The organism is Kitasatospora sp. NPDC004531 (assembly GCF_053602195.1).
The window spans coordinates 30,204-45,295 of sequence record NZ_JBSGDD010000009.1 but is presented as its reverse complement, the minus strand read 5'-3'; the positions used below and the strand labels follow the sequence as shown (position 1 = coordinate 45,295).

Genomic DNA, 15,092 nt, shown 5'->3' with positions numbered 1-15,092 from the left:
CACTCCCCCGGCCCGGCTGCTCGCAGGGCCCCTGTGCACCCCACCTCAGGAGAGGGCAGAACGTGACCACCGGATCTACGAGAAGCCTGAGCGCGCTGGGCGCGCTCACCCTGGCCGCCGCAGCGCTCACCACCCTCGCGGCCCCGGCCGCGCACGCCGCCGGCACCACCTACTACGTGTCCGCCTCGGCGGGCAGCGACAGCAACAGCGGCACCTCCCCCGACGCGCCGTGGAAGTCGCTGGCGCAGGTCGGCAAGCAGACCTTCCAGCCCGGCGACACCGTCGCGTTCCGCTCCGGCGACACCTGGACCGGCCAGCTCGCCCCGCACGGCTCGGGCACGGCGGGCGCGCCGATCACCTTCACCTCGTACGGCACGGGCGCCAAGCCGAAGCTGGACGGGCAGGGCGCGGTGGACTCGGTGGTGCTGCTGTCCAACCAGCACGACGTCACCGTGAGCGGCTTCGAGATCTCCAACTCGGCCGGCCCGATCACGAGTTCGACCCCGTACCGGATCGGCGTCAACGTGTACGCGAAGGACGTCGGCGCCGTCCCGAACGTGCGGATCACCGGCAACTACGTGCACGACATCGACGCGCCGCCGAACAGCTCCAACCCGGGCTCCGGCGGCATCATCTACACGGTGCGCGGCTCGACCACGCCCACCTACTTCACCGGCCTGACGGTGCAGGACAACGAGGTCGCGAACATCGCCTCGTACGGCATCTCGGGCTGGTCGACCTGGATGCAGCGCGACGGCTGGACCTCGCTGTGGTCCTTCCTGGGCGCGCCGACCGGCGAGTACCGGGCGTTCACGCCCAGCACCGGCACGGTGATCCGCAACAACTACGTGCACGGCATCGCGGCGGGCGGCATCGCCCCGCTGGTGGTGCGCGACACCCTGGTCGAGCGCAACACCGTCGCCGACACCGCGCAGGCGCACGGCAACGTGGCGATCTGGTGGGCGGACGCCGACAACACCACCGTGCAGTTCAACGAGATCTCCGGCACCAAGTACAACGGCCCGCAGATGGACGGCGACGCGCTGGACGCCGACGAGAGCAGCCGCGGCAGCCTGGTGCAGTACAACTACTCGCACGACAACGGCGGCGGCTTCTTCATCTCGGTCTCCGGCGACTCGGCGCCCGCCACGGCGGTGGTCCGGTACAACGTCAGCCAGAACGACCGCAACGAGATCTTCACCTTCTCCACCAACACCACCTCGGTGCAGGTCTACAACAACACCGTGTGGGTGTCGCCCAGCAGTTCGGCGATGACCGCGCTGACGGCCGTGTACCACAACGCGGCGGGCGTCACGATGTCCAACAACATCATCCACAACGCCGCCAACCTGCCGTACAACACCGGCAGCGCCATCACCTACGACCGCAACTGGTACGACGGCGGGCCCGTCCCGGCCACCGACCGGGCCGCGCTCACCGGCAACCCGGGCCTGACCGCGCCCGGCGCCGCCACCTCGATCGCCGACCTGGCCGGCTACCGTCCCACCGCCGGCTCGCCGGTCCTCCAGCAGGGCGTGGAGGTCGCCAACGACGGCGGCCGCGACGCGGTCGGCACCCTCCTCCCGCAGGGCATGCCCGACCTCGGCGCGCTCCAGCGCACCCCCGGCTCCGGCCTCGCCGAGCCCGCCCCGACGGTGACCAGCTCCTACACCACCGGCCAGGGCGCCCTCGCGGCGGTCGCGGACGGCTCGGACGCCACCAGCTGGGCCTCCCCGTCCAGCGGCGTCGCCATGGGCGGCAACCTGACCCTCGCCTACCAGAGCCCGCGCACCGTCTCCCAGGTCGAACTGGCCACCCACTTCGGGGCGGGCCAGGGCATCACCCGCTTCGACGTCCAGTACTGGAACGGCACCGCCTGGGTCACCGCGCTCGCCGACGCCACCGTCGCCTGGTCGTCCAACTCCGCTGCGGTGGAACGCCGTTCGGTGTCCCTGCCGACCCCGGTGACGACGAGCCAGCTGCGCCTGGTGGTCCGCGCGGCGAACCTCCAGTGGGGCAACTTCGCCGTGAACGAGATCGGCACCCGCTGACCCCCTCGGCCCGGGGGCGGACCCACCCGCCCCCGGGCCGACCGACCTCCCCAGGAGCCCCCGTGCCGCACCTCGTCCCCCGCCCCGCGTCGATGACGGTGACCGGCCCGGGCGGCTGGCACCTCACCCCGACCACCCAGCTCTGCCTCGCCGCGGGCCTGGAGCCCGTCGCCGACCTGCTGCGCGACGTCCTCGACCAGCCCCTGCCGCTCACCGCCGACCCCGCCCCGGGCGCGCTCACGCTGCGCGTCGAGGCGGCGCTCGCCCCCGAGGCGTACCGGATCGAGGTGACGCCCGACGGCGCCACCGTCACCGCCGCCGGCCTCGACGGCCACCGCCTCGCCGCCCAGACACTGCGCCAACTCGCCGACGAGGCACGGCCGGACGGGCGCGGCGGCGTCTCGGTGCCGTGCGTGCGGATCGCCGACGCGCCCCGGTTCGCCTGGCGCGGCCTGCTGATCGACGTCGCCCGGCACTTCTACCCGGTCGAGTTCCTGCACAAGCTGGTCGACCTGGCGGCCCTGCACCGCCTCAATGTGCTGCACCTGCACCTGACGGACGACCAGGGCTGGCGCGTCGAGATCGAGAAGTACCCCCGGCTGACCGAGGTCGGCGCCTGGCGCGCCGAGACCCTGGTCGGCCGCTACACCCGCCAGGACGACCCGGACGCGGTGTTCGACGGGACGCCGCACGGCGGCTTCTACACCAAGGCCGAACTGCGCGCCCTGGTCGCGTACGCGCAGCAGCGCGGCATCACGATCGTCCCCGAGATCGACCTGCCCGGGCACATGCGCGCCGCGATCGCCGCCTACCCGGAGCTCGGCAACGACCTGGAACCGGCCCGCCCCGTCTGCACCACCTGGGGCATCACCGAGCAGATCCTCAACGTCGAGGAGTCCACCCTCCAGTTCTGCCGCGACGTCCTCACCGAGGTCCTGGAGGTCTTCCCCGGCCCGTACGTCCACCTGGGCGGCGACGAGGTCCCCAAGCGCGAATGGCGCGAGTCGCCCCGGGTGCAGCGGCGGATGCGCGAGCTCGGCCTGCCCGACGAGTCGGCGCTGGCCGCCTGGTTCACCCGGCAGCTCGCCGAGTTCCTGATCGAACGGGGCCGCCGCCCGATCGGCTGGGACGAACTCCTCGAAGACGGCCTGCCGGCCGGCACCGCGCTGATGTCCTGGCGCGGCGAGGAGGGCGGCGCCGAGGCCGCCCGGCTCGGGCACGACGTCGTGATGACCCCGCACCAGCTGACGTACTTCACCGTCTACCAGGCCGACCCCGAGCTCGTCGACCAGCCGCTCGCCGTCGCCGAGGTGCTCACCGCCGCCGACGTGTACGCCTACCGCCCCGTCCCCGCCGGACTCCCCGCGAGCGCCGCCGCCCACGTCCTCGGCGGCCAGGGCTGCCTGTGGACCGAGCTGATGCCGAACACCCGCCACGTCGAGTACATGGCCTTCCCCCGCCTGTGCGCCCTCGCCGAAGTCCTCTGGGGCACCGCCGGCGACTACCCCGAGTTCGCCTTCCGCCTCACCGCCCACCTCCGCCGCCTCACCCGCCTCGCCACCACCCACGGCCCCCTCCCGTCCGCCCTGCCGGCCTCCGCCGGGAAGGACTAGGAAGCCCGACCGACATCTGGGGACGGGCCTGACAAGAGGCCTCACGACGACGCGCGGGCGCCCTGCCACCAGGGCGTCCGCCCGTCGCGGTGCTACGACTCGTACCGCTCGACCTCCTCGACGCTGCGCACGCCGGCCTGGTTCGGGTCGTCGCCGGCGTCGACCCGGGCGCGGCGCTGGCGCAGCAGGTCCCAGCACTGGTCGAGCTGCTCCTCCAGGTCCTTGAGCTCGCGCTGTTCGGTGGACTGGTCGATGCGGCCTTCGGCGAGCGCGGCGCGCAGCTTGCGTTCCGCGTCGACCATGTCGCTGATCCGCTCCAGGATGCGGCGGTCGGTGCCGCCGCTCTTGTTCTGCTCGGCCATCGGGAATCTCCTCGCGGTCGGTCCGGGCCTCCCCAGGAAGACTCTAGGAAGCGGGCGCGCGGGCCGCACCAGCAGCGGCGCGTTGCCCCGAACGGGGGATCCCCGATTGACAGTCCGTCAGGGGCCTTGCCAGGATCTCGCACTGAAAACGACTTCCACTTCCATTTGCCTGGAAAGGCCGCACCATGTCCCTGGACGTCTCCCCCTCCCTGCTCGCGCTCGCCGAACGCGACGAGGTCAGCGACGCCGACTTCCTCGCCACCGTCCGCACCTCGCTCCCCTACGCCTACCGGCTCGTCAACGACCTGACGGCCGAACTCGCCACCACCGACGCCGAGTTCGCCGACAACACGCTCGCCCCGACGGACGCCGAACGGGCCCAGCTGCTGCGCGCCCTGGCCAGCGACTCGATCCGCGGCGCGCTGGAGCGGCACTTCTCGGTGAAGCTCGCCTTCCAGAACTGCCACCGCCTGGCGGTCTTCCGCCCGAACGCCCAGCACACCGCCACCTACCGGAAGTTCACCTCGCCCCGGGCCCAGCTGCTGAACCAGTCCCCGGAGCTGCGGGACTGCTGACCCGGGCCCGACTGCCGCCCGCCCCGCTCCCGGAAGCGGCGGGCGGCAGACCCCAACCCGCCTCACCCGACGGCGACTTCGGCGTCCCGCTCGGCCGCCGACGGCTCCGCCGGCGCGGCCACCGGCCGGGCGTGCCGGGAGGGCACCAGCAGGGCGGCGAGCGCGGCGGCCAGGCAGAACGCCGCGAGCAGCGCGAAGCCGTGGGTGTAGCCGGACTCCAGGGGGCGGCCGGAGGGCTGGAGGTGGCCGGTGACCAGGCCGGTCATCAGCGCGGCGCCCATCGAGCCGCCGATGGTGCGGATGTTGGCGTTCATGCCGGTCGCCGCTCCGGTCTGGGCGGGCTCGACGCTCTGCACGATCAGGTTGCTCATCGAGGCGAACGCCAGCCCGATGCCGAGCCCGAACACGCCCGCCGCGACCGCCACGTCCGCCTGCGTGCCGTGCCGCGCGGCGAGCAGCGCACAGGCGACGGCGCCGAGCAGCGCGCCGGTGACCAGCTGCGCCTTGGCGGGGAAGCGCCCGGCCAGGCGGCCGCCGAGGATGCCGGAGACGAACATCGCGCCGACCATCGGCAGCATCAGCAGTCCGGCGCCGGTGACGGTGGCCCCGAATCCGTAGCCCGCGCTCGCGGGCGTCTGGACGAAGCCGGGCAGGAACGCCCACACCGCGTACATGCCGCCGCCGAACAGCAGCGCGGCGGTGTTGGTGGTCCACACGGCGGGCAGCCGCATCACCCGCAGGTCGATCAGCGGGTTGCGCGAGCGGGCCTCGTTCAGCGCCCAGAGCGCGAACAGCACGGCGGCGACGCCCAGCAGCCCGAGCACCCGGGCCGACCCCCAGCCCCACTGGGCGGCCTGACTGACCGGCAGCAGCAGCGCGACCAGCCAGCCGGACAGCAGGACGGACGACAGCCAGTCCACGCTGCCCTCGCCGCGGGTGGGCGACTCGGGGACGAAGCGCCAGGCGAGCAGCACGGTGCCGGCGACCACGATCACGGGCAGCCAGAACAGCCAGCGGTAGTCCAGCGCGCCGACGATCGGCCCGGCCAGCACCATGCCGAGGCCGCTGCCGACGGCGATCACGGCCGACATGTTGCTGATCCCGCCGGCCACCCGCCCGGGCGGGAACTCGTCGCGGATGATGCCGAAGGACAGCGGGAACAGCGCGCCCGCGATGCCCTGCAGCACCCGGGCGACCAGCAGCACGGCGATGTTGGGGGCGAGCGCGGCCACCAGGCAGCCGGTGAGCAGCGCCACCAGCGCGGCGACCAGGGTGCGCTTCTTGCCGACCAGGTCGCCGATCCGGCCGAGGATCGGGGTGAACACGGAGGCGGAGAGCAGGTAGGCGGTCATCACCCAGGTGACGGTGGACTGCGAGGTGTGCATCGCCTCCTGGACGATCGGCAGGGCCGGGGTGATCAGCGACTGGAGCAGCGCGAACACGCCCGCACCGGCGGCGAGGACGCCGAAGGTGAGGCGGTGGGACTGGCGTTTCATCGAACCCTCTCGGGACTCGGGTCGCGGCGCACGGGAACAACGGCGCGTCGCGGCGCACAACTGGCAGGCAGCCGCCCGGACGGGCGGTGGTGCGAAGGGGCCGCCCGGTGGGCGATCAACGCCGGTGCGGCCGAAGCGAATTGACGAAGACAGTGCGGGCCCCGCGGGCCCTGATCATCGAAAGCAGTGCCGGCGCGGGCAGCACGAGGCCCCGACCGGGCAGGCCGAAGCCCGCGCCCCGGTGTTAAAGTCGAGGCATGCCTCCACATTAACGGAGGTGAGCCTCCGGTTCAATCCGGATGTGTCGAAACGAGGTCCCCGTGCCCGAACCGATCTTCGTCGGCGAGTTCCTCGCCGCCCGTCGCCCGCGCCGCGCCGACGCCGCGCGCAACTTCGACGCGCTGCTCACCGCCGCCCGCGAGGCCTTCGCCGAACACGGCGCCGAAGCCTCCCTGGAGGACATCGCCCGCCGGGCCGGTGTCGGCATCGGCACCCTCTACCGCAACTTCCCCACCCGCCGGCACCTCTTCGAGGCGGTCTACGCCAACGAGGTCGAGGACCTCGGCCGGGTCGCCACCGCACTGGCCGACCGGCCGTCCTGGGACGCCCTGATCACCTGGCTGCACCGCTTCGTCGACTACGCCATGACCAAGCGCGCCATCCGCGAGGCCCTCCAGGGCGAGGAGTCCGACGTCTTCCTCGCCTGCCGCCGCTCCCTGTTCGAGGCCGGCACCCCGCTGCTGCTGCGCGCCCAGCAGGACGGCGCCGTCCGCACCGACATGACCATGGACGACCTGGTCCGGATGGTCTCCGGCATCGCCTCGGTCGCCTTCCAGGACGAGAAGGACCGCACCCGGGTCCTCGCCATCGCCCTGGACGGCATCCGCCCCCGCCCCTGAAACCGCCGAACCCCTCCCCTCCTCCCTTCCGTTCAGCCGCCGAGCGGATGCGCCGGATCCCGGCCGACCAGACCCAGCAGCCGGGTCTGCGCGTCGGCGTCGGCCGGCACCGGAACCGGCGCCGCGAACAGCCCCGAGGCCTCCAACGCCCCGGCCTGCGGGGCGAGTTCGTCCAGTGCGAAGCCGGCCGCGGCCGGATCCATCCGGGCGTCCGCGCCGATCCCGATCGCCAGGTCCCAGCCGTGCACGATCGCGTCCACGGTCATCTCCCGCGCGTACCCGGACGCCCGCCGCCGCCCGTAGGACAGGTGCACGGTGCGCCGCAGCGCGCCCGGCTCGGCGAACGCGGCCCGGGCGGCGTCGGCGGCGGCCGTCCACGCCGCCGCCGGGTCGCCGCCGAGCACGTCCCCGTCGTAGCGGTCGCCGACCTCCTCGACGGTCGCGCCGGCCAGCAGGTCCGGCACCCACAGCTGTTCGGACGTCAGGTGCCGCACCAGTTGCCGAACCGTCCAGTCCGTGCACGGCGTCGCCGCCTGCCAGCGGTCGTCGGGCACGGCGCGGACCAGCCGGCCGAAGTGGTCCAGGGCCCAGGCGTGCAGCGCCAGCAGGGCTTGGTCGTCGAGGTGTGTCGCCATGGGCCCACGCTTGCCCGCCCGCCCCGGCCGGGCAAGCCGACACCCCGTGCGCCGATCGGCCCGGCCGGCTACTCGGCGGGCGCCTTCTCCCGCAGCAGCTCCACGAACGCCCGCATCCACCCGGGGTGGTCGGGCCAGGCGCGGGCCGAGACCACCGTGCCGTCCACCACCGCGTCCCCGTCCACGAAGGCCGCCCCGCCGGCGGCCACGTCCGGCTCCAGCGCCGGGTACGCGGCGGTGCGGCGGCCGGCCATCGCGCCCGTCCGCAGGGTGATCAGCGGGCCGTGGCAGATCTGCGCGAGCGGCTTGTCGTCGGCGACGAAGTGCGCGACGATCCGCTGCACCTCCGGATCGTTGCGCAGGTACTCGGGCGCCCGGCCGCCGGGCAGCACCAGCGCCACGTACTGCGCCGGGTCCACGTCGGCGAACGCCAGGTCGGCGGGCCAGGTGTAGCCGGCCTTCTCGGTGTAGGTGTCGAATCCGGGGACGAAGTCGTGCACCACGAACTGCAGCGTCTTCTTGGCGGGCGCGGCGATGTGCACCTCGTACCCCTCCTCCAGCAGCCGCTGGTAGGGGTAGAACACCTCCAGTGATTCGGCCGCGTCCCCGGTGATGATCAGGATCTTCGCTGCCATGCGGCGCTCCCGTCCCTCGTTCGTGTCTGGCAACCCCCCGACGGGGCCGACGCTGCCACCCTGCCTGCTGACACGCCGTCAAGCAATGGGGCGCGCGCAGCACGGCGCGCGGCCGGGGCGTGCGCTCCGCCGCTCGGGGCAGCGGCCGCCCGGCCGGGGGTACTCCGGGGGCGACCCGCCCGGGGCGCGCCTAGCGTGCTGCCAAGGTCCGCGGGCAGGGAGGTCGTCATGCAGCACTCGCACATCGTTGACTCCGCCACCGTCGCCAACCTGCGCGACCTCGGCGGCATCGACCTGCCCCGCGGCTCCCGGGTGCGGCCCGGACTGGCGCTGCGTTCCGGCCAGTTGGACCGGCTGGACCCGGCCGGCGACCCGATGTTCGACGCGCTCGGCGTCCGCACCGTGATCGACCTGCGCAGCGGCCCCGACCGCGCCGCCTTCCCGGACCGGGTGCCCGGCGGGGCGCACCTGCTGGTCGCCGACGTGCTCGCGGACCGCGCGGGCCACGGCGTCACCGCCCAGCTGACCGCCGCGCTCGCCGACCCGGCCGCCGCCAACCGCGCCCTCGGCGGCGGCCGCGCGGCGCTCGCCCGGTGCGAGGACTACCGCGCGTACGTCACCTCCACCGCCGCCCGGCACGCCTACAAGCAGCTGCTCACCGCGCTGGCGCACCAGGGCGGCGGCCCGGTGCTGTTCCACTGCACGGCGGGCAAGGACCGCACCGGCTGGGGCGCGACCCTGATCCTGCTGCTGCTGGGCGCGGACGAGGAGACCGTGCGCACCGAGTACCTGTCCGTCGATCCGGCGGTGCACGCCCGGTACGCGCCGGTGCTGGAACGTTTCCTCACGGGGGGCGGCGACCCGGAGATCGCCGACGCGGTCCTCTCGGTCCACGCCGAGTACCTGGCCGCCGCCCTGGACACCCTCACCGACCACTGGGGCGACCCGGAGAGCTACGCCCGCAGCGCGCTCGGCCTCAAGGACGAGACGCTGGACAGCCTCCGCAGCCGCCTGATCATCTGATCATCAGGCAGTCCAACCGCCCGACCGCTCCCTTACCCCTGCGCGCCGGCCGCGCCCACGCAGGCCTCGTTGCCCTCCGGGTCGGCCAGCACCCACAGCACCGGGGCGTGCTCGTCCGTCACCAGTCGGCCCCCGACGGCCAGCGCGGCGGCGACCCGCTGCTCGGCGAGGTCGTACGGCACCCACACGTCCACGTGCACCCGGTTGCGCTGCGGCCGGGGCTCGTCCATCTGCTGGAAGTAGAACGGCGCGCCGCGCCGGGCCGGGTCGATCAGGTCCTCGGGGCTGCCAGCCCGGTCGCGGTAGCCGAGCAGCGCCCGCCAGAAGGCGACCACGGCGGGCCGCTCCAGGGCGTCCACGGTGACCTGGACGGTCTGCACGGCGTGCGGCTGCGCGGTGGCGCCGAGTGCGCGGGCGGCGGCGGAGATCCGGCGGGCCAGCTCGATGTGGCGCTCGGTCAGGCCGTAGTACTCCTCGCCGACCGCGATCAGGCGGACGGTGACGCCCTCCGGCCGAAGGTCCACGTCCGGCGCGCCGAGGCCGTCCGCGGCGGCGGCGATCGCGGCCACCAGCCGGGCGCCGTCGGCGAAGGAGCCGGTGGGGTAGAAGGTGCACGCGCCCTCTCCCAGGACCCGCCAGTCCTCGGTGCCGGGCGCGGCGTGGAACGCCAGGGGCCGGATCGTGCGGTCGCTCTGTTCCTGCGGCTGCTGCTCTGTCATCGGGGCAGCGTAGCGCCGCGCTCCGACACCATGATCACCGGGCTCGGCACCAGGCCAGCAGGTGGTCCGCCGACCAGGCGGTGATGATCCGTTCGACGTCCAGGCCGTGCCCGACGGCCCGTTCGCAGCCGACGGTCTGCCAGTCGAGCTGGCCGGGGGCGTGCGCGTCGGTGTCGATCGCGAACAGGCAGCCGAGGTCGGCGGCGAGGGCCAGCAGGTCGTCCGGCGGGTCCTGCCGGTCCGGGCGGCAGTTGATCTCGACGGCGGTGTCGTGCTCCCGGCAGGCGGTGAAGACGGCCTCCGCGTCGAACTCGGACTGCGGGCGCGGCTTCTTGCCCAGCCGCCGCCCGGTGCAGTGGCCGAGCACGTCGACCAGCGGGTTGCGGACGGCGGCCAGCATCCGGCGGGTCATCGCGGCCCGCTCCATCCGCAGCTTGGAGTGCACCGAGGCGACCACCACGTCCAGCCGGGCCAGCAGGTCCTCGTCCTGGTCGAGCGAGCCGTCGTCGAGGATGTCGCACTCGATGCCGGACAGCAGCCGGAACGGGGCCAGCCGGCCGTTCAACTCCTCGATCACGTCGAGCTGTTCGCGCAGCCGCTCGGCGCTCAGGCCGTTGGCGACGGTCAGCCGCGGCGAGTGGTCGGTGAGCACCGCCCAGTGGTGGCCGAGGTCGCGGGCGGTGCGGGCCATCAGCTCGATCGGGGCGCCGCCGTCGGACCAGTTCGAGTGCAGGTGGCAGTCGCCCCGGAGCTTCTCGCGCAGTTGCAGCGCGGCCGTGGACCGGGCGGGTTCGGCGGCGGCGGTCCGCGCCTCCGTCTCCACCAGGTACTGCGGCATGCGGCCCGCGGTGGCGTCCGCGATCACCCGTGCGGTGACGGGTCCGACGCCCGGCAGGCGTTCGGCGGCGGCCGCGTCGACCGGCCCCGGGGGCAGTTGGGCGGCGGCCTCGGCGGCGGTGCGGAACGCCTTGACCCGGTAGGGGGAGGCGAGTTCACGCTCCAGCAGGAAGGCGATGCGTTCCAGGGCGGTGACCGGATCCATGCGGCCAGTCTGCGCGGGGCCGCACCGCGCCGCACGCGGGTTGCCGCCGGACGGCCGTCGGGCCGGTGATCTGCGCCGAACCCTTGTTGACAGTCTGTCTCATTGGTTTACTCACTCCTGGAGCCCCTGCCCCCGCGACCCTCCGGAGCCCGCCCATGCCCGACACCGCCGCCCCCGCCGGGACCATCGCCCAGCAGCGCAACGCCGACCGCGAACTCAACGCCGCCCGACTGCTGCGCGCCTCCGCCAAGCACTCCTACGACCCGCTCACCGAGATCGACTGGAGCGCCCCCGTCGACCCCGACCACTACGCGCTGCCCGCCCACCGGGTCTCCCTCTACGGCACCCCGCTGTGGGAGCGCCTCGACGACCGGCAGCGCGCCCGGCTGAGCGTCCACCAGTTCGCCTCCACCACGGCCGCCGGCATCTGGTTCGAACTCGTCCTGATGGAGGGCCTGATCCGGCACGTCTACGAGAACGACCTCACCACCGGCCACGCCCAGTACGCGCTCACCGAGGTCGCCGACGAGTGCCGGCACTCCACCATGTTCGCCCGCTACATCACCGCCACCGGCTACCCGTCGGCCCGCCCCACCCGGCGCGCGGACCGCCTCGGGCGGCTGCACTTCCTGCTCAACGACACCACGATGACCTTCGCCGGGGCGATATTCGTCGAGGAGTTCACCGACGCGATGCAGCGCGAGATGATCCGCGACGAGAGCCTCCAGCCGCTGGCCCGCGCGGTCGCCCGGATCCACGTCGTCGAGGAGGCCCGGCACATCGGCTACGCCAAGCCCGAACTCGAACGCCGCTGGGCCCGGATGCACCCCGCCCGCCGCGCCGTCTTCCGCCGCGGCCTCGCCCTGCTCGCCCGGCAGTCCGTCGAGGAGATCGTCCACCCCCGGGTCTACGCCCTGGCCGGCCTCGACGCCGCCGAGGCCCGCCGCGCCGCCGACGCCAACCCGCACTGGCGGCAGGCCCGCGTCGACTGGTCGCGCAAGGCCGTCGACTTCTTCACCGAGCTCGGCGTCATCACCCCCGCCACCGCCCGCGCCTGGCGCCGCGCGAGCCTGCTGCCCTGACCCGCCGCGCGAGCCCGCCGCCCCGACCCGCCGCCGACGGCCGAGCGGGCCCTCGCGCGCTACGACGCGAGGGCCCGACCATCGGGGTGCGGGCCTCAGGCCCGGTACGCGGCCCAGGAGGTGGCCATCCGGGCGACCTGGCCCGCGGTGAACTGCGTCATGCAGGAGTCGTACGTGTAGTCCATGAAGTTGTGGATCGGGTCGACGCCGGTGGCGGTGCAGGTGTCGCGGCCGGCGGGGCACTGGTAGGCGGCGGTCTTCTCGGCGGGGGTGTCGGAGACGTAGTCACCCTGGCCGCCGCAGCCGCCCTGGAAGGTGTGGTACAGGCCGAGCCAGTGGCCGACCTCGTGGGTGACGGTGTCGCCCTCGTTGTAGTTGGTGGCCGAGCCGCCCGGGAACGAGGTGTCGAGGATGACCACGCCGTCGTCGGTCGGGTTGGACTTGTAGCTGCTGGGGAACGTCGCCCAGCCGAGCAGCGACTGCCCGAGGCTGGCGGTATACAGGTTGAGGGCGTTCGCGCCGCCCTTGCGCAGCGCGCTCTTCATCGCGCTCTCGGCGCTGGAGCCGGGCGCGATGCCGTTGTACCAGGACGCGTTGTCGGTGTAGTCGGTGGAGACCAGCTGGAACTGGAACTGGCTGGGGGTGTTGCCCGCGCCCTGGCCGCTGTAGGCCGCGTTGAGGACGTCGATCTGCTTGGCGATGGTGGTGGCCGACAGCTTGCCGGTCGTCCCGGAGTGGACGACGTGCACGTACACCGGGATGGTGGTGGCCGCGATCGTGCCGGGGGCGAGCAGGGCGCCGCCCTGGGCGGAGCCCGCCAGTTGGGCGACGCGGGCCTTGAGGTCCGCCTCCATCGTCCTGACCTGCGCGTCGGTGACAGCGTTGGGGTCGCGGCCGACGGAGTTGCCGGCGGGCTTGCGGGCCGCGGCGTCGTCGTGGGCCGCCTCCCCGGCGCACTCGGTGGAGGCCGCGGCCCGCACGGTGGCGGCCGTGGAGGGGGCGGCGAACTGGGTGAGGCCGAGGCCGGCGACCAGCGTCGCGGCGCCGAGGAGCCTGCCGAGGGCACGCGAGGACACGCGAACGGAGGGACGCATCTGCGCTCCTGAGGAGTCGTGGGGGACGGCGGTCGAGGGAACCGCCGGGTCAAGGCTACGCAAAGGGGCATGTCCGCGTCAGGCGCGTTCCGGCCTGGAGATTCTGACGACGAATCGGACAAATCCGATGGTGCGAACGGCTCGATCCGGCCGCACATGGCGGACTTCCCCCGGCGCGCGCGGACTTGGCGCCCGCCCCGACTGTCCGAAAACCGACGCTCCGCCACCGTGCCCGGCCGCCGCGGAAGCGGTGCCGAAAACCCTTGGCGTGCAGCGGCCTCCGACCGGCACAGTTGATCTCGTCCGGCTCGCGGACATTTCCGATCAAAGGGGGACGAAACCGCCATGTCCACATTGCGGGTGACCGCCGAACGCCTGACCGTCCTGGAGCATCCGAACGCCGACGCCCTGGAGCTGGCGCAGGTCGGCCTCTACCGGGCCGTCGTGGCCAAGGGGGCGTACCGGACCGGGGACTTCGCCTGCTACATCCCCGAACAGGCCGTCCTGCCGCCCGAGTTGATCGAGGAGCTCGGGCTGACCGGCCGGCTCGCGGGCAGCCGGGCCGACCGGGTCAAGGCCGTCCGGCTGCGCGGCGAGCTGTCGCAGGGCATCGTCTGCCGCCCCCGCGCCCTGGCCGAGGTCGACCTGCCCCGGGCGGCCGAGCAGGGCACGGACTTCGCGGAGCTGCTCGGCGTCACCAAGTGGGTTCCGCCGGTGCCGACCACGATGAGCGGCGAGGTCGAGGCGGCGCCCGATCTGCTGCCCTGGGTGGACATCGAGAACCTCAAGCGCTTCCCCGGCGCCTTCGAGCCGGGCGAGCCGGTGGTGGTCACCGAGAAGCTGCACGGCAGCTGCTGCCTGCTCACCTTCCACGCCGACACCGGCGCGGTCCAGGTCTCCTCCAAGGGCCTCGGGGCGCAGGGCCTCGCGCTCAAGGAGGACGGGCGCAACCTCTACTGGCGCGCCGTCCGCGCGTACGGCATACCGGAGTTGGCCGCCCGGCTCGCCGAGCGGCTGGGGGCGAGCCGGGTCGGGATCTTCGGCGAGGTCTTCGGGGACGGCGTGCAGGACCTCGGCTACGGCGCGAGCAGCCGCACCGAACAGCCGCCGGGGTACGCGGCGTTCGACGTCTCGGCGCTGATCGACGGGCAGGTGCACTGGCTGGACGCGCCCCGACTGCTCGCCGGCGAGCTCCCGTTGGCGCCCGAGCTGTGGCGCGGGCCGTTCGACGCCGACCGCGTGCTGGAGCTCGCCGAGGGGCGCGAGACCGTCTCCGGGCGCCGGCTGCACACCCGGGAGGGCGTGGTGGTCCGTCCGGCCGTCGAGCGGTTCAGCCCGCTCCTGGGCGGCCGGGCGATCGCCAAGGCGGTCGGCGGCGGCTACCTGACGCGCAAGGGCGGCACCGAGTACGAGTAGGTCAGGCCTCTCGGCCGTCGCCGGGCGGCGGGTTTTGGCCGATCAGGTCGAGCAGGCCGGGGAAGCGCGCCTCCAGGTCCTCCCGGCGCAGGTGCGCCTTGCGGCTGTTGCCCCGGTTGATCTGCTGGACCAGGCCGGATTCGCGCAGCACGCGGAAGTGGTGGCTGAGGGTGGACTTCGAGACGCCCAGCTCGAAGGACAGGCAGGTCCGTTCGGTGCCGTCCGGCAGTTGCGCGAACTCCTGGACGACGCGGTAGCGCAGCGGATCCGCCAGGGCGTTCAGGATCGCCGCGAGCTGCATCTCGTCCCGCTCCGGGTGGCCCTCCGCGTCGACCATCTCGCCGCCTCTCCGTCGGTCGCCGGCCCCGGCCCTCGGCCAGGTTCGACTTGCATGATACCTCTGTGCCCTGCGAGTCTCAGGTTCGACAAAAACCGAACCTGAGCAGCGGG

15 protein-coding genes are annotated in these 15,092 nt (G+C 73.6%); 7 read left to right on the top strand and 8 right to left on the bottom strand.

Translation table 11 applies throughout. The features are described from left to right. Nucleotides 1-62 precede the first annotated feature (62 nt). Both ACWEMJ_RS06680 and ACWEMJ_RS06675 read left to right on the top strand, forming a co-directional pair. A complete protein-coding gene (locus ACWEMJ_RS06680) occupies nucleotides 63-2,051 on the top strand; it encodes a right-handed parallel beta-helix repeat-containing protein (protein ID WP_452135874.1) in 1,989 nt (662 codons plus the stop codon). Between the two features lie 62 nt (nucleotides 2,052-2,113). Beyond that, nucleotides 2,114-3,664 (top strand): beta-N-acetylhexosaminidase, encoded by a 1,551-nt coding sequence (locus ACWEMJ_RS06675; RefSeq protein ID WP_452135873.1) that lies wholly within the window; start codon nucleotides 2,114-2,116, stop codon nucleotides 3,662-3,664. A gap of 92 nt (nucleotides 3,665-3,756) precedes the next feature. Here ACWEMJ_RS06675 and ACWEMJ_RS06670 read toward each other — a convergent pair whose 3' ends face one another. Further along, nucleotides 3,757-4,026: a DUF2630 family protein gene (locus ACWEMJ_RS06670; protein ID WP_452135872.1), complete on the bottom strand. Its 270-nt coding sequence runs from the start codon at nucleotides 4,024-4,026 to the stop codon at nucleotides 3,757-3,759. A gap of 185 nt (nucleotides 4,027-4,211) precedes the next feature. Here ACWEMJ_RS06670 and ACWEMJ_RS06665 point away from each other — a divergent pair, with 185 nt between their 5' ends. Further along, nucleotides 4,212-4,601 (top strand): SCO5389 family protein, encoded by a 390-nt coding sequence (locus ACWEMJ_RS06665; protein WP_452135871.1) that lies wholly within the window; start codon nucleotides 4,212-4,214, stop codon nucleotides 4,599-4,601. A 62-nt stretch (nucleotides 4,602-4,663) separates the two neighbouring features. Here ACWEMJ_RS06665 and ACWEMJ_RS06660 read toward each other — a convergent pair whose 3' ends face one another. Continuing rightward, nucleotides 4,664-6,097, bottom strand: a complete 1,434-nt coding sequence (locus ACWEMJ_RS06660; protein WP_452135870.1) for an MFS transporter — start codon at nucleotides 6,095-6,097, stop codon at nucleotides 4,664-4,666. Between the two features lie 320 nt (nucleotides 6,098-6,417). Between ACWEMJ_RS06660 and ACWEMJ_RS06655 the strand changes: the two genes are divergently transcribed. Further along, nucleotides 6,418-6,996 (top strand): TetR/AcrR family transcriptional regulator, encoded by a 579-nt coding sequence (locus tag ACWEMJ_RS06655; RefSeq protein ID WP_452135869.1) that lies wholly within the window; start codon nucleotides 6,418-6,420, stop codon nucleotides 6,994-6,996. Nucleotides 6,997-7,028: 32 nt separating this feature from the next. On the opposite strand, the gene ACWEMJ_RS06650 is transcribed toward ACWEMJ_RS06655, so the two are convergent. Beyond that, nucleotides 7,029-7,631: a TIGR03086 family metal-binding protein gene (locus tag ACWEMJ_RS06650; protein ID WP_452135868.1), complete on the bottom strand. Its 603-nt coding sequence runs from the start codon at nucleotides 7,629-7,631 to the stop codon at nucleotides 7,029-7,031. Nucleotides 7,632-7,699: 68 nt separating this feature from the next. Further along, on the bottom strand, nucleotides 7,700-8,266 hold the full coding sequence (locus ACWEMJ_RS06645; protein ID WP_452135867.1) for a DJ-1/PfpI family protein: 567 nt from the start codon (nucleotides 8,264-8,266) through the stop codon (nucleotides 7,700-7,702). A 228-nt stretch (nucleotides 8,267-8,494) separates the two neighbouring features. Between ACWEMJ_RS06645 and ACWEMJ_RS06640 the strand changes: the two genes are divergently transcribed. Further along, the gene (locus tag ACWEMJ_RS06640; RefSeq protein ID WP_452135866.1) at nucleotides 8,495-9,289 is read left to right on the top strand and encodes a tyrosine-protein phosphatase; all 795 of its coding nucleotides are present in this window, start codon (nucleotides 8,495-8,497) and stop codon (nucleotides 9,287-9,289) included. 32 nt (nucleotides 9,290-9,321) lie between these two features. Here the strand turns inward: ACWEMJ_RS06640 and ACWEMJ_RS06635 are convergent, their stop codons facing one another. Continuing rightward, nucleotides 9,322-10,008 carry a VOC family protein gene (locus tag ACWEMJ_RS06635; protein WP_452135865.1) on the bottom strand — a complete coding sequence of 229 codons (687 nt, stop codon included), beginning with the start codon at nucleotides 10,006-10,008 and terminating at the stop codon, nucleotides 9,322-9,324. A gap of 34 nt (nucleotides 10,009-10,042) precedes the next feature. Then, complete coding sequence (locus ACWEMJ_RS06630; RefSeq protein ID WP_452135864.1) at nucleotides 10,043-11,050, bottom strand: PHP domain-containing protein; 1,008 nt, start codon at nucleotides 11,048-11,050, stop codon at nucleotides 10,043-10,045. A 155-nt stretch (nucleotides 11,051-11,205) separates the two neighbouring features. Here ACWEMJ_RS06630 and ACWEMJ_RS06625 point away from each other — a divergent pair, with 155 nt between their 5' ends. Beyond that, nucleotides 11,206-12,132 (top strand): AurF N-oxygenase family protein, encoded by a 927-nt coding sequence (locus ACWEMJ_RS06625; RefSeq protein ID WP_452135863.1) that lies wholly within the window; start codon nucleotides 11,206-11,208, stop codon nucleotides 12,130-12,132. Nucleotides 12,133-12,227: 95 nt separating this feature from the next. Here the strand turns inward: ACWEMJ_RS06625 and ACWEMJ_RS06620 are convergent, their stop codons facing one another. Beyond that, complete coding sequence (locus ACWEMJ_RS06620) at nucleotides 12,228-13,226, bottom strand: zinc metalloprotease (protein ID WP_452135862.1); 999 nt, start codon at nucleotides 13,224-13,226, stop codon at nucleotides 12,228-12,230. Between the two features lie 345 nt (nucleotides 13,227-13,571). On the opposite strand from ACWEMJ_RS06620, the gene ACWEMJ_RS06615 reads away from it, so the two are divergent. Continuing rightward, nucleotides 13,572-14,642 (top strand): RNA ligase (ATP), encoded by a 1,071-nt coding sequence (locus tag ACWEMJ_RS06615; protein WP_452135861.1) that lies wholly within the window; start codon nucleotides 13,572-13,574, stop codon nucleotides 14,640-14,642. A 1-nt stretch (nucleotide 14,643) separates the two neighbouring features. Here the strand turns inward: ACWEMJ_RS06615 and ACWEMJ_RS06610 are convergent, their stop codons facing one another. Then, nucleotides 14,644-14,979 (bottom strand): ArsR/SmtB family transcription factor, encoded by a 336-nt coding sequence (locus ACWEMJ_RS06610; protein WP_452135860.1) that lies wholly within the window; start codon nucleotides 14,977-14,979, stop codon nucleotides 14,644-14,646. Nucleotides 14,980-15,092: the final 113 nt, after the last annotated feature.